This is a genomic window from Streptomyces sp. NBC_00193, assembly GCF_026342735.1.
Classification (GTDB): Bacteria; Actinomycetota; Actinomycetes; order Streptomycetales; family Streptomycetaceae; genus Streptomyces; species Streptomyces stoeckheimensis.
Genome location: NZ_JAPEMM010000001.1, coordinates 3,729,845 through 3,750,320 on the forward strand (window position 1 = coordinate 3,729,845; position 20,476 = coordinate 3,750,320).

The window sequence follows — 20,476 nt, forward strand, 5'->3', positions numbered from 1 at the left end:
TGGCGGGTGGGATTTTCGTCGGCGCCGGCCTGGATTGTGCCCGGCCGGGGGCTGGGTTGCCCGCAGGGCAATTCCAGCCCCGTCGGCCCTTGAGGCGCGGGGTCCGGCCGCCGGCCAAATCCAGCCTCGCCGGCGTTTGAGGCGCGGGGTCTGGGGCGGAGCCCCAGGGGGCCGGGCGCAGCCCGGGACCCCCTCCCAGCCCGTCCGACGTTTGAGGACCGGGGCCCGGGCTGCGCCCGGGGCACCCCCAGCCTCGCCGGCGTTTGAGGCGCGGGTCCGGGCGGAGCCCGGGGAACGGTGGAAGGGCGGGTAGGGGACAGCCCCGCAGGGCTACGCTCAAGGCATGGCCGGCCGCTACGACCCCCTCACCCGCACCGCGATCCGCGGCGGCCGCACCACGGTGCCCCCGGCCCCGGCCCCGACCCCGGGCACTCCGCCCGGCACGGGCACAGCCCCTGGCGCAGCCACCGGCACCACCAAAGCCGCCGGCCCAGGCCCCCGCACCCGCACCTGGACCCCACCCGGCCCCCTGGACCTGGGCCTGGTGCTCGGCCCCCTCAGGCGCGGCCCCGCCGACCCCACCTTCCGCATCACCCCCGGCACGGTCTGGCGAGCCACCCGCACCCCCGCCGGCCCGGCCACGCTCAGGGTCACGCAGGACGGGGCCGGGCCCGGGGTGACCGCCACCGCCTGGGGCCCGGGCGCCGACTGGATCCTCGACGGCCTGCCGGACCTGCTCGGCGCGGCCGACGATCCCGCCGCCTTCGTCCCCCGCCACAGGCTCGTGCACGCCAGCCACCGCCGCCGCCCCGGCCTGCGCCTGACCCGTACCGGCCTGGTCCTGGAGTCCTTGATCCCGACGGTCCTGGAACAGAAGGTCACCGCCGACGAGGCGTACCGCGCCTGGCGCCGCCTCGTACGCCAGTACGGCGAACCGGCTCCGGGCACGGGTACGGGCCCGGGCACGGACACAGGCCAGACCCCAGCCCCGGACCTCTACGTCATGCCCGACCCCCGCACCTGGGCCCTCATCCCCTCCTGGGACTGGCACAAGGCCGGAGTCGACGCCAAACGCTCCGCCACCATCGTCCGCGCAGCCCGCTCCGCCGCCCGCCTCGAAGAGGCCGCCGCGATGGACCTGCCGGCGGCCACCGCCCGCCTGGAGGCGATCCCCGGCATCGGCCCGTGGACCTCCTCCGAAACCCTCCAGCGCAGCAACGGCGCCGCCGACGCGGTCACCACCGGCGACCTCCACCTGCCCGGCATCATCGGCTACGCCCTGGCCGGGGACCGGGACGCCGACGACGCCGCCATGCTGGAGCTCCTCGCCCCGTACGCCGGCCAGCGCCACCGAGCGGCCCGCCTCGTCCTGCTGGCGGGCACCGCCCCGCCCCGCCGCGCCCCCCGGATGCCCCGGGGCGACATCGGCAGGCTCTAGCGGGACCTCGGCCGACCTCTGCCGACCTCGGCCGACCTCACCGCACCTCGATGAACTCCTCCGCCGCCCGCCCCGCCCGCTCCGCCGGAGCGACCGCGGCGTGCCCGACGGCCACCGCACCCATCGGGTCCCAGTCCTCCGGCAGCCCGAGCACCTTGCGCACCACGTCCCGGCAGAACATCGTCGAGGACACCCACGCGGAGCCCAGCCGTTCCCCGGCCAGCGCGACCAGGAAGTTCTGCACGCCCGCGCCCATCGCCACGACGAACATCTCCCGCTCCGCCGCGTCCCGCCGCGCGTGCCCGTAGTCGTGCGCGCCGTCCGTGACCAGACAGGGCACCACCAGGTAGGGCGCGGCCCGCAGGACGTCGCCCCGCCGGACCCGCTTCTCGATGGACTCCCCGGACTTCCCGTCCCGCCGCAGGTCCTCGACCCAGGCGTCGCGCATCGCGTCCAGCAGCTCCAGCCGCGCGCCCGCCGATTCCAGCAGGACGAACCGCCACGGCGTCGTGTGGTGCGGGGCCGGGGCCGTCACGGCCGCCGCCACCGCGCGCCGGACCGCGCCGGGGTCCACCGGCTCGGACGTGAAGGCCCGTACGGTACGCCGCTGCGTCACGGCTTCCCGTACCGCCTCCGAGGTGCCCAGCCGGAACATGTCGTCGGCCGGCGAGCGCACCAGGTCGGCCCCCGAGGAGCCCTCGCCCAGCACGTGGGCCAGCCCGCGCACCACGGCCACCGGCAGGCCCTCCGCCTTGCCCTTGACCAGGTCGCCGGCGGCGGCCAGCTCGTCGGCGGTCGCGACGACCGTCGCGCTCAGCGGGTTCCCGTGGGCGTCGGTGCCCCCGCGCAGGTCGTCCAGGACCCGTACGCCTGCGGCGCCGATCGCCACGTCGGTGAGCCCGGTGCGCCACGGCCGCCCGAAGGTGTCCGTCACGATGACGCCCACGTCCACGGACAGCAGCTCCCGCAGCCCGGCCCGGATCGCGGCGGCCGAGGCGTCGGGGTCCTCGGGCAGCAGCAGGACGGTGCCGGCCTCGGTGTTCGAGGCGTCGACCCCGGCCGCCGCCATGACCAGGCCCTGCCGGTTCTCCACGATCCGCAGCGTCCCGCGGCGCGCGACGACCCGTACGGTCTCGGCGTCTATGGCCTCCTCGCGCGAATCGGCACGGACGATCCGGCCCTCCGCCTTGGAGACGATCTTCGAGGTGACGAGCAGGACGTCGCCGTCCCGCAGCTCCGGTCCGGCGGCCGCGATCAGCGCCGCCAGGTCGTCGCCCGGCCGCACCTCCGGGATCCCGCCCAGTGCCCGGACCTCGTACGAGGGCCCGTGCGCGGCGGTCACCGGGAGGCCTCCGCCAGTTCCAGCGCGGCCCGCGCCATCTCCGCCGTGGCGGCCAGGTCGGTCATCATCAGCGGGACCGCCCGGCAGGTGATGCCGGCGGCCTCCACCTCGGTGACGGCGTCCGCGTCGGCGGAGTCGACGAGCCAGCCGTCGAGCAGTTCGGTGCCGTAGTGCAGGGCGACGGCCGCGGCGGTGGACTCGACGCCGACGGCGGCGAGCACCTTGTCGGCCATCCCGCGCACGGGGGCGCCACCGACGATGGGGGAGAGCCCCACGACGGGCGCCCCGGCGGCGGCCACGGCCTCGCGGATGCCGGGCACGGCGAGGATGGTCCCCACCGACACCACGGGGTTGGACGGCGGGAAGAGGATCACGTCGGCGGCCGCGATGGCCTCCAGGACGCCGGGCGCGGGCTTGGCCTGCTCGGCACCCACGGGTACGACGGCCTCGGCGTCCACCGCGGCACGCATGCGGACCCAGTACTCCTGGAAGTGGACGACCCGGCGCTCGCCGGTCTGCGAGTCGGTGATCGCGACGTGCGTCTCGACCCGGTCGTCGGACATGGGGAGCAGCCGGACCCCGGGCTGCCAGCGGTCGCAGAGGGCCTCGGTGACGGCGCTGAGCGGGTAGCCCGCACCGAGCATCTGCGTACGGACGATGTGGGTGGCGAAGTCGCGGTCACCGAGGCCGAACCAGGTCGGTCCGACCCCGTACGCGGCGAGTTCCTCCTTGACGGTGAAGGACTCGTCGGTGCGGCCCCAGCCCTGGTCCTCGTTGATGCCACCGCCGAGGGTGTACATCACGGTGTCCAGATCGGGGCAGACCTTGAGCCCGAACAGGTGAATGTCGTCACCGGTGTTGCCGATGACCGTGATGTCCGCGTCGGGAACCGCGGACTGGAGACCTCGGAGGAAACGGGCGCCGCCGATGCCGCCGGCCAGAACAACAATGCGCATACGGCGCAGTCTCTCAGGCGGCGTCCGGATCAGACGGAGAGGGCCTCGGGCCGGGCCGGAGAGCAGCTGTGCATCGGCATCTGGGTGAGGCCGGGGAAGTACACGTGCAGGCTGACGGCCCCGTCGAGGCTGTCGTTCTGCACCTCGTGGGCGTAGCCGGGGGCGAAGACGCGCTGGGAGCCGGGGCCGAGGGTGAGCGGGCCGCGGGCGGTGTGCTCGGTGAGCTCACCCTCCAGGACGGTCAGCACGCCCGAGGAGGCGCCGTGGTCGTGCAGGCCGCTGCCCTGGCCGGGGACCCAGCTGAGGAGCCAGACCTCGTAGCCGGGGCCGGTGCGCAGCCGGTGGTACCAGCGGGTCGTGGCGTCGTACCGGACCAGGTGCTCCCACTCGGAGCGGTCGGCGGCGATGGAACGCGCGAGGCCCACGAACTCGGCGACGGTGGCCGGGTGCTCGCGGGCGGGCTGCAGGAGGTGCTGGACGGAGAGGATGTCGCCGGCGATCTGGAGGTCGCTCTCGACGGGCGCCGGGGCGGTGGCTGCGGCGGCGGTGGGGGTGGCGTTCAGGGTGCTGGTGCTGTTCATCGGGGGGTTCCTCGACGGATGTCAGTCATGCGGCGGTTGCTGTGGGGGGCGAGCTGGAGCTCAGGGGAGCCGGAGCTCCCGAGGCATCAACAGCTGCAACAGCAACAGCGAACCTGGGCAGCGCACAGGAACCCACGAATGGGGGTCCGGGTGGCTGCTGAGGGCGCTGACATGCGTACAAGAAGAACGGGTAGGAGGCCGGACTGTCAACCCAATGTCCGATTTGGTAGAAAAGTTTCACCTCATCCGGTTACCGTGCCCGGAGAAAGGTTTGTGCAGTCGGTACCAGGGGATGTGGCGCTGCGAGTCGAGCTGCAGCCGCTGCGACGGCTCTCAAACCCGTAAAGCCGTGCGATGTCCCTCTGTGGCTGAAATGTGATCTGCGCCGCTTCTTCGGCCGGATCGGAACCCCACCACAGAGTGACGCGTCGACTACGGGGGAGAGGGTCCCGCATGTGACACGTGTGGCATGTGTCACGATTTTTGGCGATATGAACACTTTCTGCATAGGCTTGGTTCCGCAGAGTGAATAAGGGGCCCAATAGCAGATCTCGGCTTGACTGCGCTGGAGCACCGCACTTGTAATTTCACTCGTGTCGTTACGTAGCGATGAGTGACGACATGACCACGGGGACGCACAGACAGAGCGAGGGGCGCACATGACCGAGCTGGTTCAGGAACTGCTGGTCGAGGAGGCGGACGAAGAGCTCGGATGGCAGGAGCGAGCTCTCTGCGCCCAGACCGACCCCGAGTCCTTCTTTCCCGAGAAGGGCGGCTCGACCCGCGAGGCCAAGAAGGTCTGCCTCGCCTGCGAGGTCCGCTCCGAATGCCTTGAGTACGCCCTCGCCAACGACGAGCGATTCGGCATCTGGGGCGGCCTGTCCGAGCGCGAGCGGCGACGCCTGAAGAAGGCCGCCGTCTGAAGCGCCCAAGGCGCGCACCGTACGGCGCCCACGGCAGGGCCCGCGGTACGGCCCGCGGTACGGCCCACGACATATCCGACGGCATATCCAGCGGCAGACCCGACGGCATAGCCGCCTGTGCACCCGGCCTCACGCACGGCAGCGGCCGAAGTACACGCACCGGCACAAAACGCACCACGGTGAACGGCACGACCAGCACGGCAACGAGCAGAGCAAACGGTCCGCCTCCTGCACCTTCCCCGCAGGAGGCGGACCGCTGTGTTCCCAGCCGTTAGGGTGGGGCGCTGTCCAGCAGCCTCCGAGGGCACACCACCCCCGGACCCCCGGCCGGAGGGCCCGTACCGCGATGTCCCTGCACAGCCAGTCGAGCGCCTCCCACCAGGCTGCCGCCGCACCACAGTTCCCCCGGCACGTCGTCACCGCGGTCCTCGTCGCCCACGACGGCGCCCGCTGGCTGCCCCGGACCCTCGCCGGACTCCTCGGCCAGGAACGCCCCGCCCAGAGCCACATCGCCGCCGACACCGGCAGCGCCGACGACTCTGCGCGCCTGCTCGGCGAGGCCCTCGGCGAGGACCGCGTCCTGCACCTGGCCCGCCGCACCGGCTTCGGCGCCGCCGTCGACGAAGCCGCCCGCTCCGCCGGCACCCTGACCCCCGAGGAACTCCCGTACCTCAAGCGCCCCTCCGGCTGGGATCCCGTCAGCCGCACCTGGCGCGACGACACGTACGACCTCCCCGACCTGCCCCACGGCGAACCCGTCCAGTGGCTCTGGCTGCTCCACGACGACTGCGCGCCCGAGCCCGACGCCCTCGCCGAACTGCTGCGCGTCGCCGACGAGAACCCCGACGCCGCCGTCATCGGCCCCAAGCTGCGCGGCTGGTACGACAAGAAGCAGCTCCTCGAAGTCGGCGTCACCATCGCCCGCAGCGGCCGCCGCTGGACCGGCCTCGACCGGCGCGAACAGGACCAGGGCCAGCACGACCAGGTCCAGCCCGTCCTCTCCGTCTCCAGCGCCGGCATGCTGATCCGCCGCGAGGTGTACGACGCCCTCGGCGGCTTCGACCGCCGGCTGCCCCTCATGCGCGACGACGTCGACCTGTGCTGGCGCGTCCAGAGCGCCGGCCACACCGTCCTCATCGCCCCCGACGCCGTCCTGCGGCACGCCGAGGCCTCCGCCCGCGAACGCCGCACCGTCGACTGCGTCGGCCGCTCCGCCGCCAGCCCGCACCGCGTCGACAAGGCCGGCGCCGTCTACACGATGCTGGCCAACAGCCCCGGCCGCGCCCTCCCGTACGTCCTGCTGCGCATCCTCTTCGGCACCGTCCTGCGCACCCTCGCCTACCTCGTCGGCAAGGCCCCCGGACAGGCCGTCGACGAGATCACCGGCCTCCTCGCCACCCTGCTCCGCCCCGGCCGGATCCTCGGAGCCCGCCGCCGCAGGGGCCGCCCGGCCGTCCCCGCCAAGGAACTGCGCCCCCTCTTCCCGCCGCCCGGCGCCAGCCTGCGCGCCAACGCCGAACAGCTCGCCGGCTACTTCGGCGCCGACGGCGACACCGAGGCCGCCACCGCCGGACGGCACGGCGGAGCCGTCGAATCGGGACCCGGCGGAGACGACGCCGACTACCTGGAGATCGAACAGTTCGCGCGCCTCAAGCGGATCGCCCGCAAGCCCGCGCCCGTCCTCTTCGCCCTCCTCCTGCTCGTCTCCGTCATCGCCTGCCGCTCCCTCCTCGGCAGCGGCTCCCTCATGGGCGGAGCCCTGCTCCCCGCCCCCGACGGCGGACTCGACCTCTGGCGCGTCTACGGCGACGACTGGCAGCCCGTCGGCACCGGCACCACCGCAGGAGCACCGCCCTACCTCGCCGTCCTCGGCGCCCTCTCCACCCTGCTCCTCGGCTCCACCAACGCCGCCCTGACCCTGCTGCTCGTCTGCTCGGTCCCGCTCGCCGGACTCACCGCCTACTTCGCCTCCCGGCCGCTGGTGGAATCCCGGCTGCTGCGCGCCTGGGCCGCCGTCGGCTACGCCTTCCTCCCCGCCGTCACCGGAGCCCTCGCCGGCGGCCGCCTCGGCACCGCCGTCCTCGCGATCCTGCTCCCGCTCATCGCCCGCTCCGCCGTCACCGCCTTCGGATTCGGCGAAGGGGAGGGCAGCTGGCGCTCCGCCTGGACCTACACCCTCCTGCTGACCCTGGCCACCGCCTTCACCCCCGTCGTCTGGCCGCTCGCCGCCCTCCTCGGAGCCGCCGCGCTGGTCCTGCGCCGCGCCCACTGGAAGACGTACGGACCCCGCCTCCTGGCGACGCTCGGCGTCCCCCTCCTCGTCCTCGCCCCCTGGTCGCTGAGCCTGCTCACGCACCCCGCGAGCTTCCTGCGCGAGGCCGGACTGCCCTACGGAGCCGGCTCGGCCACCGCCCTGGACCTGCTCGGCATCAGCCCCGGCGGCCCCCGCACCGCGGGCGGTCTGATCCTCCTCGGCGTCGTCCTCGCCGCCCTGGCCGCGCTGCTGCGCGCCGACCGGCAGTTCGCCGTACGCACCGCCTGGGCCACCGCGCTCGCCGCGCTGGTCCTCGCCGTCCTCGTCAACCGCACCACCTGGGCCGGCCCCGCCACCCTCGTCTACGGACTCGCCCTGCTGGCCGCCGCCGTCATCGGAGCTGACGGGGCCAAGGAACGCGTCGCCGCCCGCAGCTTCGGCTGGCGCCAGCCCCTCGCCGCCCTGATCGCGCTCGCCGCCGCCGTCGGCCCGCTCGCCGGCGCGGCCGGCTGGATGCTCAGCGGAGCCGCCGGACCGCTGGAGCGCCGCGACCCCGTCCAGGTCCCCGCCTTCGTCGCCGAGGAGAGCGGCACCCGCGACCAGGCCCGCACCCTCGTCATCGGCGCGGACTCCCCGGCCGCCCTCTCGTACAGCCTGGTCCGCGGCTCCGGCGGCCGCCTCGGCGACTCCGAACTCGCCGCCCGGGCCGGCAGCGACGCCCGCCTCGACAAGGTCGTCTCCAGCCTCGTCGCCGGCTCCGGCGCCGACCAGACCGACCAGCTCGGCGGCTTCGCCATCCGCTACGTCCTGGTCCGCGACGGCGCCCCCCAGGAGATCGGCCGCGTCCTGGACGCCACCCCCGGCCTCAGCCGCCTCAGCAAGCTCGAAGGCAGCGCCCTGTGGCGCGTCGACCGGCAGGTCGCCCGCGCCGTCATCGTCTCCGGCAAGCCCGGAGAGGCGCCCATCCCCGTCGCCTCCGGCCCCGTCGAGGCGCACACCAAGATCCCGGCGGGCGAGGCCGGACGCGTCCTGCGCATCGCCGACCAGGCCGACCCCGGCTGGCAGGCCACCCTCGACGGCAAGCCGCTCAAGGCCAAGACGCTCGACGGCTGGGCCCAGGGCTTCGAACTCCCGGCGGACGCCGGCGAGCTCGACCTCGTCCACGAGGACGCCCTCACCCGGACCGCCTGGCACGGGGCCCAGGGCCTGCTCGCCCTCGTGCTCCTCGTGATGGCCCTCCCCGGCCGCCGCGCCCGCCTCGACGACGACCTCCCCGAGGAGGAGGCCCCCGCAGCCGAGGAGGCCGGCGAAGGCCGCCGGGCCCGCCGCCTGCGCGAGCAGTCCGAGCAGGAACCGCAGTCCGGATCCGCCCCCGCCGAGGCGGCCGTCGCGGCCGACCCGTACGCGCAGATCCCGGCCCAGCCGGCGTACGGCGACGACGCGTACGCCTACCAGCAGCCGGCGTACGGAGACCAGAGCGGCTACGCCTACGGCGGCCAGGAGCAGCAGCCGCAGCAGCAGTACGACCAGTACTCCTACGAGCCGCAGCAGTACACCGGCCACCCGGGCACCCCGTACGAGCAGCCGTACCAGCCCGATCAGCAGTACGAGCAGCCGTACATGCCCTACCAGCAGCAGCCCGATCCCCAGACCGGCTACGACACCTACGGCCAGCACGACGGACAGCAGGGTGGGCAGCACGCCCCGCGCCCGGACGGGAGCCCCCAGCAGTGAAGCAGCGCGTACCCCTCACGCTCGCCGCCGTCACGGCCGCACTGGCCGCCGTCACCGGCCTCGCCACCCTCACCGCACCCGCCGCCGGCGGGGCCTCCGCCGCCGCGGCGGGCAAGCCGGCGGCCCGGATGCCGGTCGAGCGGTCCCTGCTGGTGTGCCCCGCCCCCAGCACCTCCGACATCGCCGAGACCCTGTACACGGCGATCACCCCCGGCGCGGCCGCCGCGGGCGGCGCCGGCACGGCCCGGCTCCTGGGCGCGACCAAGGAAGCCAAGCCCGTCCTGGAACTCAAGGAGCCCGGCAAGCCCGTGGGCGCCAAGGCCTCCGGCGCCGAGGCCCCCGCGCTCAGCGGCGTCGCCGACGGGATCCTCGCCCCCGGTTGGAGCGCACAGCAGACCACCGTGGTCTCGGTCGGCCGCACCCGCGGCCTGCTCGGCGTCGGCTGTACCCCGCCCGGCACCGACTTCTGGTTCCCCGGCGTGAGCACCGCGAAGGGCCGCGAGGACTACGTCCACCTCACCAACCCGGACGACACCGCGGCCGTGGTGGACATCAAGCTGTTCGGCCCGGACGGCGTGGTCAAGGCCGAAGCGGGCACCAGCGAGAACATCCGCATCGACCCGAAGTCCAGCAAGGCCATCTCCCTGGCCTCCCTCGCCCCCGGCGCCCAGCTCGCGGACGTCACCGCCCACGTGACCACCCGCGCGGGCCGGGTCGGGGCCACCGCCCAGGCGGGCGAGGAAGGCGTCGGCTCCGACTGGCTGCCCGCCTCCGTGGACCCGGCGGGGACCCTGGTCATGCCCGGCATCCCGGCGGACGCCACCTCCGTACGGCTGGTCGCCTTCGCCCCCGGCGACGAGGACGCGGACCTCAAGGTGAAGCTGGCCGGGCCGACCGGCTCGATCAGCCCCGCGGGCAGCGAGCAGCTCCACGTCAAGGCCGGCATGACCGCGAGCCTCGACCTCAAGGACGTCACCCGCGGCGAGCCGGGCTCCCTCGTCCTGTCCCCGGCCGACGACAAGAAGCCCGTCGTCCCGGTGGTCGCCGCCCTCCGGGTGGTCCGCGGCAGCGGAGCCAAGCAGGAGACCGGCTTCATCCAGGCCGCCGCCCCCGTCGGCACGCGGGCGACCATCGCGGACAACCGCCCGGAGGAGAACGCCACCCTCCTCTCCCTGACGGCCCCGACCGGAGCCGACGCCACGGTCAAGGTGACGGCCTCGACGGGCACCGACGGCGGCGAACCCGTCTCCAAGGAGGTCACGGTCAAGGGCGGCACCACACAGACCCTGACCCTCGCCCCGACGGGCGGCAAGGGCGCCTACGCCCTCACGGTGGAAACCCTCTCGGGCGGCCCCGTCCACGCGTCCCGCACCCTGACGATCCCGCGCGACGGCATCCCGATGTTCACCACCCAGACCCTCTCGGACGACCACTCCACGGTCTCGGTCCCCAAGGCCACCCAGGACCTCTCGGTCCTGACCCAGTAACCACGGCCCCGGCCCCGCCGGCCAATCCAGCCGTCCGGCGTTTGAGGACCGGGGTCTGGGGCGGAGCCCCAGGGGGGTCCGGGCGCAGCCCGGTACCCCCTTCCAGCCCGTCCGGCGCTTGAGGACCGGGGTCCGGGCAGCGCCCGGGGAACGGTGGAAGGGCGGGTAGGGGACAGCCCCGCAGGGCCCGCCTCCCCGCACCCCCGCCGCGAGGTGGCCGGCACCGGGGGCCGGAACGACACGGCCGGCCGGGGCCGACGCAGGCCGACCGGGGCCGACAAGGGCCGGGCCCTAGTCCGACCCGTACCGCGGATCCACCGTCTCGGGCGACAGCCCGAGCAACTCCGCGACCTGCTCCACCACGATCTCGTGCACCAGCATCGCCCGCTCGTCCCGCGACTTCGCCCGAATCTCCACGGGCCGCCGGAACACCACGATCCGCGCCGCCCGCCCACCCCCGGCCTCCACGAGCGCCCCCAACTGCACCGCCTCGTCGTTCCAGCCGGTCTCCGCGCCCCCCGGCGGCCCCGGCACGTCGCCGATCATGAACTCCACCTCGGCCAGCTGAGGCCAACGCCGTTCCAGCCGCTCCACGGAGTCCCGTACGAGGTCCCCGAAGAGCTCCCCCCGGCTAGCCGACAGCGGCACCTGCGGAGGGGCCACCGGCCCGCGCATCCCGCGCCCGTGCCGGTCGCGCCGCCGCACCCGTGGCTCACCGGCGGGGGACCCACCGGGCAGGGAGGCGGCAGGGGGCACGGGAGGGGGAGGCAGAGTGCTGTCCGTCACCCCCGCAGGGTAGCCCGCACACCCCTGCCGGGGCGGGGGAGATCGGACGACACGGGGGAGCGGCCGGGGGCGAGTCGTCGCGGCCCGGTCAAGAGTGCGGTACCGTCCAACGTCGTGAGCCTTGTACGTCGCTGTTCGCGCACCGCGTGCGGCCGCCCTGCCGTCGCGACTCTGACGTACGTCTACGCCGATTCGACCGCAGTTCTCGGCCCGCTCGCCACCTACGCCGAACCCCACTGCTACGACCTCTGCGCCGAGCACTCGGAGCGCCTGACCGCCCCGCGCGGCTGGGACGTCGTACGCCTCACCGACGGGTCGGCGCCCTCGCGTCCCACTGGTGACGACCTCGAAGCCCTCGCCAACGCCGTCCGCGAGGCGGCCCGCCCGCCGGAGCGCGCGGCCGGAGCGGGCGGCGCTGGTCAAGGCGGTTCCACCCCCGGGGAGACCCGCCGCGGACACCTGCGCGTCCTGCGTTCGCCGGACTCCTGACATTCACTCGATCTGAAAAGCCGCACTGCGTCCACGGTAGGTTTGCTTCACCGCACATCACCTTACGGAGGGCAGGCAGTGGCCACCGATCTTTCGAACATCGTCAAGGCGTACGACGTACGAGGCGTCGTGCCGGACGAGTGGGACGAGCACCTGGCCGAACTGTTCGGGGCCGCCTTCGTCGAGGTCACCGGCGCCTCGGCCATCGTCATCGGCCACGACATGCGGCCCTCCTCCCCGGCCCTGTCGGCCGCCTTCGCCCGCGGCGCGGCCGCCCGCGGCGTCGACGTCACCCTCATCGGGCTGTGCTCCACCGACCAGCTGTACTACGCCTCCGGCAAGCTGGACCTGCCCGGCGCGATGTTCACCGCCTCGCACAACCCGGCGCAGTACAACGGCATCAAGCTCTGCCGGGCCGGCGCCGCCCCGGTCGGCCAGGACACCGGCCTCTCCACCATCCGTGAGCTCGCCGAGAAGTGGAGCGACGAGGGCGCCCCGGCGGTCCCCGCCGGCACCGTCCCGGGCACCGTCACCGAGCAGGACACCCTCACCGGCTACGCCGAGCACCTGAAGGGCCTGGTCGACCTCAGGGCCGCCCGCCCGCTCAAGGTCGTCGTCGACGCGGGCAACGGCATGGGCGGGCACACCGTCCCCACCGTCTTCGCGGGCCTCCCGCTGGACGTGGTCCCCATGTACTTCGAACTGGACGGGACCTTCCCCAACCACGAGGCCAACCCCCTCGACCCGAAGAACATCGTCGACCTCCAGGCCCGCGTGCTGTCCGAGGGCGCCGACCTCGGCATCGCCTTCGACGGCGACGCCGACCGTTGCTTCATCGTCGACGAGCGGGGCGAGGGCGTCTCCCCGTCCGCCATCACCGCCCTGGTCGCGGCCCGCGAACTGGCCCGCAACGGCGGCACCGGCACCGTGATCCACAACCTGATCACCTCCTGGTCCGTGCCCGAGGTCGTCCGCGAGAACGGCGGCACCCCGGTCCGCACCCGCGTCGGCCACTCCTTCATCAAGGAGGAGATGGCCAAGTCCGGCGCCATCTTCGGCGGCGAGCACTCGGCGCACTACTACTTCAAGGACTTCTGGAACGCGGACACCGGCATGCTCGCCGCGCTCCACGTCCTGGCGGCCCTCGGAGGCCAGGACGGTCCCCTCTCGGACCTCGTCTCCTCCTACGACCGCTACGCGGGCTCCGGCGAGATCAACTCGACCGTCGCCGACCAGGCCGGCCGCCTCGCCGCCGTCAAGGAGACCTACGGAGCCGTCGAGGGCGTCACCCTGGACGAACTGGACGGCCTCACCGCGACCGCCGCCGACTGGTGGTTCAACGTCCGCGCCTCCAACACCGAGCCCCTGCTCCGCCTGAACGTCGAAGCCCGCGACGAAACCACCCTCGCCAAGATCCGCGACGAGGTCCTGGCCCTCATCCGCGCCTGAGATCCAGCTCCGCTGCAATCCAGGCCCGCAGGGAAGCTCCGACCCCAGCCAAAATCAGCCTCGCCGGCGTTTGAGGCGCGGGGCCTGGGGCGGAGCCCCAGCAGCGGACCCGCACCCGATCACCCCCGTACCGCCGAGTCCCTCCACCCGCCACCGAAGGTGACTCGGCGGTACGCTGACCAGGCCACATCCGCATCCCCGAAGGGAACCGCACATGCCGCTCGAAGCCGGCCTCCTGGAGATCCTCGCCTGCCCCGCCTGCCACTCGCCCCTCGAGGACAAGTCGGCCGACGCGGAGGCCCCCGAGCTGATCTGCACCGGAGGCCAGGACTGCGGTCTCGCCTACCCGGTCCGCGACGGCATCCCGGTGCTCCTCGTCGACGAGGCACGCCGTCCCGCCTGAGCCTCCTACCGCCACCCCGCGCAAGCGCCGAGACTGGTTCCGTCCCACACAGGTTCCGTCACAGACACAGCCGGAGGCCGCCATGCTCGACGAGTCGCTCCTCGACGCACCTGACGATCTCGCCCGCGCCGACCGCCGCGGCCTGCTCCGCGGCGCCGCCGACGCCGGCGCACGGGTCCGCACCGCGGCCCGGCACGCCGCCGAGGCCGGCCTCGGCGAGCTGCGCCCCGACGGCCGCCCCCGCGCGGTCCTCATCGCCGGGCCCGGCACCGCCGCCACCGGGGTCGCCGACCTGCTCGGCGCGCTCGCCGGCGCCTCCGCGCCCGTCATCAGGCTGCACCCGACCGGCGTCGCGCACGCCGCCGGGGCCCTGCGCTGGACCCTGCCCGGCTGGGCCGGACCCGTCGACCTGCTGCTCATCGCCACCACCGACGGAACCGAGCCCGGCCTCGCGGTCCTCGCCGAGCAGGCCTACCGGCGCGGCTCCACCGTCGTCGCCGTCGCCCCCGAGCGCTCGCCGCTGAGCGAAGCGGTGGACGGCGCGCACGGGCTCCTCGTACCGATGGCCAAGGCCCCGTACCAGGAGTACGACGAGTCGGCCGCGGCCGGCCCCGGCGCCCTCTGGGCCCTGCTGACCCCGCTGCTGGTGCTCCTCGACCGGGTCGGCCTGATCACCGCCGCCCCGCACACCCTGCAGCTCGTCGCCGACCGGCTCGACCGCACGGCCGAACGCTGCGGTCCCGCCATCGCCACCTACTCCAACCCGGCCAAGACCCTGGCCTCCGAGCTCGCCGACTCCCTCCCGCTCATCTGGAGCGAGGGCGCCGCCGCCGGACCCGCCGGGCGCCGCTTCGCCGCCACCCTCGCCGAACTCGCCGGCCGACCCGCACTCGCCGCCGACCTTCCCGAGGCCCTCCCGGCCCACGGGGTCCTGCTCTCCGGCGACTTCGCCGCCGGTGCCGACCCCGACGACTTCTTCCGCGACCGAGTGGAAGAACCGCAGGCCCTTCGCGCACGCATCGTCCTGCTGCGCGACCGGCCCGCAGGCGGACTGACAGCCGCCCCTGCCGCCCGCGAGCTCGCCCTCAGCCACGACACGGCCATCAGCGAGCTCGCACCGGAGGAGGGCACCGAGCTGGAACAGCTCGCCGAACTCCTCGCCGTCACGGATTTCGCCACCGCCTACCTGGCGTTGGCCTCCGGGGGACACAGCTGAGGCGCAGCACGCGCGCGCCTCTCACCCAGGAAGACGACCGATGGACCGCCTCACGAACACGATCCGCCCCTACGCCTGGGGGTCGACGACCGCGATCCCCGAACTCATCGGAGTCGCCCCCACCGGCGAACCCCAGGCCGAGATGTGGATGGGCGCCCACCCGGGCGCCCCCTCCCGCCTCGACCGCGGAGCAGGCGAGAGCGCCCTCTCGGACGTCATCGCGGCCGACCCCGAAGGCGAACTGGGAGTCGCCGCCGTCCGCAAGTTCGGCCCCAGGCTCCCCTTCCTCTTCAAGGTCCTCGCCGCCGGCGCCCCGCTCTCCCTCCAGGTCCACCCCGATCTCGCCCAGGCGAAGGCCGGGTTCGAGGACGAGGAGCGCCGGGGCGTCCCGATCGACGCACCGGACCGCAACTACAAGGACGCCAACCACAAGCCCGAGCTGGTCTGCGCCCTCACCCCCTTCGAGGGCCTGTCCGGATTCCGCCCGCCGCTGGAGGCCGCCGCCCTGCTGGAGGGCCTCGGCGTCAACTCCCTGAAGCCCTACGCCGACCTCCTGCGGGCACACCCCGAGGAGGCGGCCCTGCGCGAGGTGCTCACCGCCGTCCTGACCGCCGACCGCACCGAGATGGCCCGTACGGTCAGCGAGGCCGCTGCCGCCGCCGAACGCATCGGAGGCGCGTACGCCCCGTACGCCGGACTCGTGCACCACTACCCGGGCGACCCGGGCGTCATCGCCGCGATGCTTCTCAACCACGTGCAACTCCAGCCCGGCGAAGCCATGTTCCTCGGCGCCGGCATCCCGCACGCCTACCTCGACGGCCTCGGCGTCGAACTCATGGCCAACTCCGACAACGTCCTGCGCTGCGGGCTCACCCCCAAGCACGTCGACGTGCCGGAGCTGCTGAAGGTCACCCTCTTCGAGCCCGGCGACCCCGGCATCCTGCGCCCGGAGGGCAACGGCGAGGAGGTCTACGAGACCCCCATCGACGAGTTCCGGCTCTCCCGCTTCGTCCTGGCCGCCGGCGGCGCCCCCCGGATCCTCCCCGACGGCACCGCGCAGATCCTGCTGTGCACGGCCGGCTCCCCGAGGGCGAACTCCCCGAAGTCCGGTGAACTCGCGCTGGCACCCGGCGAATCGGTCTTCGTACCGGCCGGCGAAAAGGTCGAACTGTCCGGAACCGGCACCGTCTTCCGTGCCACCGTGGTGGTCTGACGTACCGTCCCTCTCGGTGGCTGTGAGAATCTGCGGCCGTAGCGCGGCGTCCCGGCCCGGGGCGCCGCACCGAGGAAGGGATACATCGCAACCATGAGCGCGTCGGGCGGTACCAAGGCGATCGTGGCGGCACTCGCCGCCAATCTGGCCATCGCGGTAGCCAAGTTCGTGGCCTTCGTCTTCAGCGGCTCGTCGTCGATGCTCGCGGAAAGCGTCCACTCGCTGGCGGACTCCGGCAACCAGGGCCTGCTCCTGCTGGGCGGCAAGAAGGCCCAGCGCGAGGCGACTCCGGAGCACCCCTTCGGGTACGGGCGCGAGCGCTACATCTACGCCTTCCTGGTCTCCATCGTGCTGTTCACCGTCGGTGGCATGTTCGCCATCTACGAGGGCTACGAGAAGATCCACAACCCGCACGAGATCACGCACTGGTACTGGCCGGTCGGCGTCCTCGTCTTCGCGATCATCGCGGAGTCCTTCTCCTTCCGCACCGCGATCAAGGAGTCGAACGAGATCCGCGGCAGCCTCACCTGGGGCCAGTTCATCAAGCGCGCCAAGGCCCCCGAGCTCCCCGTGGTCCTCCTCGAAGACCTCGGCGCCCTCATCGGCCTCGTCCTCGCCCTCGCGGGCGTGGGCATCGCCCTGCTGACCGGCAACGGCGTCTGGGACGGCATCGGCACCCTGTGCATCGGCGTCCTGCTCATCATCATCGCCATCGTGCTCGCCGCCGAGACCAAGTCCCTGCTGCTCGGCGAGGCCGCCGGCACCGAGGACGTGGAGAAGATCAAGGCGGCCGTCGTCGACGGCGACGTGGTCACCGGCATCATCCACATGCGCACCCTGCACCTCGGCCCCGAGGAGCTCCTGGTCGCCGCGAAGATCTCCGTCCAGAGCGACGACACCGCGACGGAGGTGGCCAACGCCATCAACGCCGCCGAGGCGCGCATCCGCGCGGCGGTCCCGATCGCCCGCGTGATCTACCTGGAGCCGGACATCTACAACGCCGAGGCCGCCGCGAAGGGCACCAACCCGGGCGTCTGACCCCGAGCCCGGCACGAAGAGGCCCCCCTGCGCTCCCGCAGGGGGGCCTCCGCGCGTCCCTGAGCGGGCGTCAGCCGGCCGGAGTCCCGTACGCCCAGGCGGCGTGGCCGGGGCCCTGCGCGGCCTTCGCCGCCCGGCGCCGGGCCACCAGCGCGCCGACGCCGAGCCCGCCGCCGGTGAGGAAGAGGGGGAGGCCCGCGACGCAGACCGTCGCCGCGGTCACCACCGCCGTCGGCGTCGCGACGGGGACCCCCCGCACGGCCGAGAGCGGGAGCGTTCCGTGGTTCCCGTCGTTGGTCCTCAGGTGCGAGTCGAACGAGTTCGTGCGGTGGTCGCCCATCACGAAGATCCGGCCCTCGGGCACCGTGACGTCGAAGGGCGTCACCGCCGGAACCCCGGGGTGCTTGAGGTACGGCTCGGTGAGCGGCTGCCCGTTCAGTTTCAGCGCCGCATCGCCGGCGGACCAGGAGACGCGGTCGCCGCCGACGGCGATGATCCGCTTCAGGACGTCCCCGCCGATCTCCCAGGAGGGCGGCGGCATGAGGAGCACGGGGTCCCCACGCCGTACCCGCGCCGGGCCTGCCCGCGCGATCCACACCTCGTCCCCGCGGTCGTACGCCGGCGCCATCGATTCCGAGGCGATCGACCGCTTGCTGTAGGCATCGCCCCCGAGCACGACCACCACCACGGTTCCCCCCACCAGGAACACCGAGCCGAGCACGACCAGGACCACCGCCCAGATCCCCCTCCGTCGTCCCGGCCTGCGCCCTTCCCGTCCCATGCCCGTCCCCTCTCCCCGCACCACCGTGTCCGGACCGGGAAGCGTACGCAGCGCCCTCGGGCCCCGTACCACCGAGGTGGAGTACGGGGCCCGAGGGGTGTGCGCAGGAGCGGCGCGGCTACTGGATCTCGCGCAGCACGTCCAGGATCTCGGCCTTGCCGGGGGCGGCCTGCAGGCGCTCGCGGAAGCCGGTGTCCATCAGCTTGCGCGACAGCAGGGCCAGGATCCGCAGGTGCTCGTCCCCGGCCGCGGCCTCCGGTACGGAGATCATGAAGACCAGCCGGGCCTTCGTCCCGTCCAGCGCGCCCCACTCGATGCCCTCGTCGGACCGGGCGAAGCCCACCGTCGGGCGGGTCACCGCGTCCGTCTTGGCGTGCGGGATGGCGATGGATTCGCCGAGGCCGGTCGTACCCTGCGCCTCCCGGGCCAGGGCGACCCGTACGAGCTCGTCCACGTCGGTGACGTTGCCGGTCGTGGCCAGCATCTCCGCCATCTCGCGGATCGCCGCCTCCTTGGAGCCCGAGGCCAGCTCCGTCTTCACGGTCTGCTCGGTGACGTACCCGGACAGCACCTCGGGCGCTCCGCCCGAGGCCACCGCGGCCGGCTGCTGTGCCCGTACGGCCGTCCCGGCTGCTCCCGCACCCGAGGCGACGGCCGCGCCGCCGCCCACGGGGGCGCCCGCACCGACCAGGGCCGGCTCGGGCGCGAGGCCCCCGGAGCCGGTGCCGGTGCCGGTGGCCACGCCGTCCCGGCGCTGCTTGAACTCGATCAGCGCGTTGGTGGTCAGCGCGGTCACGACCGCACCGGCCGCGATGGCCACGAAGAACATCGCGACGCCGCTGATCGCACCGAACAGCGAGACGATCGGACCGCCGTGCGGCACCGAGTCCTGGACCCCGGCCACACCGGCGATCGCACCGGCCACCGCGCCACCGAGCATGTTCGCGGGGATGACCTGGGCGGGCCGGGCCGCGGCGAAGGGGATCGCTCCTTCGGAGATGCCGAAGAAGCCCATGAACAGGGCGGCGAGCCCGGTCTCCTTCTCCTCGTCGCTGTAGAGCTTGCGGCGCAGCAGCGTGGCCAGGCCCTGGCCGAGCGGCATGACGGGGATGGCCGCGGCGGCCATGCCCATGACGTGGTTGTTGGTGCCGATGAGGCCGACGGCGACGAGGAAGGCGGTCTTGTTGACCGGGCCGCCCATGTCGAAGGCGATCATCAGGCCGATGATGGTGCCCAGCACGATCGCGCTGGAGCCGGTCATCCCGTTCAGCCAGCTGGTCAGGTGGGTGAAGACCCAGGAGATCGGTTGCCCGATCACGTAGATGTAGAACAGGCCCAGGGCCACCGTCGACACGATCGGGATCACGATGATCGGCATGATCGGCTGGATGACCTTGGGGACCTTGACCTTCTTGATCCACATGACCAGATAGCCCGCGAGGAAGCCCGTCGCGATGGCACCCAGGAAGCCGGCGTTCGCATCGGCCCCGTAGATGTGCACGGCGTCCGCGGCGAGGAAGCCGCCGATCATGCCGGGTACGAGGGCCGGCCGGTCGCCCAGCGCGTAGGCGATGTAGCCGGAGAAGATCGGCAGCATCAGCGAGAAGCCGGTCACGCCGAGCTTGTTGACGTAGAACCAGAAGGTCCCGTCGGGAATGACCAGCCCGCCCTTGGCGTCGGCGTGCCCGCCGAGGGACAGGGAGACGGCCAGCAGCAGACCGCCCACGACCACGAACGGGATCATGTGCGAGACGCCGTTCATCAGCGCCTTGTACGCCTGGCTGCGCTGGTGGCCACCGCCACCGGCACCGCCGCCGCCCGCGGCCGCCGAGGTCCCGGCCTGCACCGGCGCGCTCTGCGCCTGCCGGATCAGTTCCTCCGGCTTGTGGATGCCGTCCGCGACACCCGTGGACAGCACCCGCTTCCCGGCGAACCGGTCGAGGTCGACTTCCTTGTCGGCGGCGATGATGACGGCGTCCGCTTCCCTGACATCGTTGTCAGAGAGCACGTTCTCGGCCCCGATCGAGCCTTGGGTCTCCACCTTGATGGAGACGCCGAGACGGTCGCCGGCCTGCTGGAGCTTCTCCGCGGCCATGTACGTGTGCGCGATACCGGTGGGGCACGCGGTAACGGCGACGATCTTCACGGGCTTGCGCCCGCTCGCGTCCCCGCCTTCGGGAGGGCCTGCCGGACTGGTCACTGGAATCTCCTCACGACACATGCGTTGTCCTGCCGGGATCGCGCGTACAACCCGACCCAACGGCATCGTCGCGCATGTAAGGGGTGGATCAAAAGTCCGAAAGGCCCTGAATTCTTCGCCGTAGGCCCTGAACTCCGGAGCCGACTTGCCTTGAGATCACCTGGGCCGCGCTCCGCCGATCGGTGT

At 73.4% G+C, this 20,476-nt stretch carries 16 protein-coding genes; 10 read left to right on the forward strand and 6 right to left on the reverse strand.

Going from position 1 to position 20,476, the window contains the following annotated elements; translation table 11 throughout:
- The first annotated feature begins 343 nt into the window (after positions 1 to 343).
- Complete coding sequence (locus OG898_RS16580; protein WP_266957706.1) at positions 344 to 1,438, forward strand: DNA-3-methyladenine glycosylase; 1,095 nt, start codon at positions 344 to 346, stop codon at positions 1,436 to 1,438.
- 37 nt (positions 1,439 to 1,475) lie between these two features.
- On the opposite strand, the gene OG898_RS16585 is transcribed toward OG898_RS16580, so the two are convergent.
- The 3 genes from OG898_RS16585 to OG898_RS16595 are packed head-to-tail and all read right to left on the reverse strand — an operon-like array spanning position 1,476 to position 4,317.
- The gene (locus OG898_RS16585) at positions 1,476 to 2,780 is read right to left on the reverse strand and encodes a coenzyme F420-0:L-glutamate ligase (RefSeq protein WP_266957707.1); all 1,305 of its coding nucleotides are present in this window, start codon (positions 2,778 to 2,780) and stop codon (positions 1,476 to 1,478) included.
- A complete protein-coding gene (cofD, locus tag OG898_RS16590; RefSeq protein WP_250736794.1) occupies positions 2,777 to 3,736 on the reverse strand; it encodes a 2-phospho-L-lactate transferase in 960 nt (319 codons plus the stop codon). The genes OG898_RS16585 and cofD overlap by 4 nt, the downstream gene beginning before the upstream one ends.
- 29 nt (positions 3,737 to 3,765) lie before the next feature.
- Positions 3,766 to 4,317 carry a cysteine dioxygenase family protein gene (locus OG898_RS16595; RefSeq protein ID WP_266957709.1) on the reverse strand — a complete coding sequence of 184 codons (552 nt, stop codon included), beginning with the start codon at positions 4,315 to 4,317 and terminating at the stop codon, positions 3,766 to 3,768.
- Between the two features lie 659 nt (positions 4,318 to 4,976).
- On the opposite strand from OG898_RS16595, the gene OG898_RS16600 reads away from it, so the two are divergent.
- The 3 genes from OG898_RS16600 (at position 4,977) to OG898_RS16610 (ending at position 10,715) form a co-directional block, all read left to right on the forward strand.
- A complete protein-coding gene (locus OG898_RS16600; RefSeq protein ID WP_112450237.1) occupies positions 4,977 to 5,240 on the forward strand; it encodes a WhiB family transcriptional regulator in 264 nt (87 codons plus the stop codon).
- A 346-nt stretch (positions 5,241 to 5,586) separates the two neighbouring features.
- Positions 5,587 to 9,228, forward strand: coding sequence for a glycosyltransferase (locus OG898_RS16605; RefSeq protein ID WP_266957711.1), 3,642 nt, complete (start codon positions 5,587 to 5,589; stop codon positions 9,226 to 9,228).
- Positions 9,225 to 10,715, forward strand: coding sequence for a DUF5719 family protein (locus OG898_RS16610; RefSeq protein WP_266957713.1), 1,491 nt, complete (start codon positions 9,225 to 9,227; stop codon positions 10,713 to 10,715). Before OG898_RS16605 ends, OG898_RS16610 begins: the two co-directional genes overlap by 4 nt.
- Before the next feature lie 291 nt (positions 10,716 to 11,006).
- Here OG898_RS16610 and OG898_RS16615 read toward each other — a convergent pair whose 3' ends face one another.
- A complete protein-coding gene (locus OG898_RS16615; protein WP_250736781.1) occupies positions 11,007 to 11,390 on the reverse strand; it encodes a metallopeptidase family protein in 384 nt (127 codons plus the stop codon).
- 135 nt (positions 11,391 to 11,525) lie between these two features.
- Between OG898_RS16615 and OG898_RS16620 the strand changes: the two genes are divergently transcribed.
- From OG898_RS16620 to OG898_RS16645, 6 genes are all read left to right on the forward strand, one after another.
- Positions 11,526 to 11,990, forward strand: coding sequence for a DUF3499 domain-containing protein (locus OG898_RS16620; protein WP_250737753.1), 465 nt, complete (start codon positions 11,526 to 11,528; stop codon positions 11,988 to 11,990).
- A 78-nt stretch (positions 11,991 to 12,068) separates the two neighbouring features.
- On the forward strand, positions 12,069 to 13,439 hold the full coding sequence (locus OG898_RS16625; RefSeq protein ID WP_250736778.1) for a phosphomannomutase/phosphoglucomutase: 1,371 nt from the start codon (positions 12,069 to 12,071) through the stop codon (positions 13,437 to 13,439).
- A 214-nt stretch (positions 13,440 to 13,653) separates the two neighbouring features.
- Positions 13,654 to 13,842 (forward strand): Trm112 family protein, encoded by a 189-nt coding sequence (locus OG898_RS16630; RefSeq protein ID WP_215031305.1) that lies wholly within the window; start codon positions 13,654 to 13,656, stop codon positions 13,840 to 13,842.
- Positions 13,843 to 13,924: 82 nt separating this feature from the next.
- Positions 13,925 to 15,058 (forward strand): SIS domain-containing protein, encoded by a 1,134-nt coding sequence (locus tag OG898_RS16635; protein ID WP_250736775.1) that lies wholly within the window; start codon positions 13,925 to 13,927, stop codon positions 15,056 to 15,058.
- A 40-nt stretch (positions 15,059 to 15,098) separates the two neighbouring features.
- A complete protein-coding gene (manA, locus tag OG898_RS16640; protein WP_250736772.1) occupies positions 15,099 to 16,271 on the forward strand; it encodes a mannose-6-phosphate isomerase, class I in 1,173 nt (390 codons plus the stop codon).
- Between the two features lie 93 nt (positions 16,272 to 16,364).
- The gene (locus OG898_RS16645; protein WP_250736769.1) at positions 16,365 to 17,309 is read left to right on the forward strand and encodes a cation diffusion facilitator family transporter; all 945 of its coding nucleotides are present in this window, start codon (positions 16,365 to 16,367) and stop codon (positions 17,307 to 17,309) included.
- Between the two features lie 70 nt (positions 17,310 to 17,379).
- Here OG898_RS16645 and lepB read toward each other — a convergent pair whose 3' ends face one another.
- Both lepB and OG898_RS16655 read right to left on the reverse strand, forming a co-directional pair.
- Complete coding sequence (gene lepB / locus OG898_RS16650; RefSeq protein ID WP_266957720.1) at positions 17,380 to 18,090, reverse strand: signal peptidase I; 711 nt, start codon at positions 18,088 to 18,090, stop codon at positions 17,380 to 17,382.
- Positions 18,091 to 18,208: 118 nt separating this feature from the next.
- Positions 18,209 to 20,290, reverse strand: coding sequence for a fructose-specific PTS transporter subunit EIIC (locus OG898_RS16655; RefSeq protein ID WP_308313366.1), 2,082 nt, complete (start codon positions 20,288 to 20,290; stop codon positions 18,209 to 18,211).
- Positions 20,291 to 20,476: the final 186 nt, after the last annotated feature.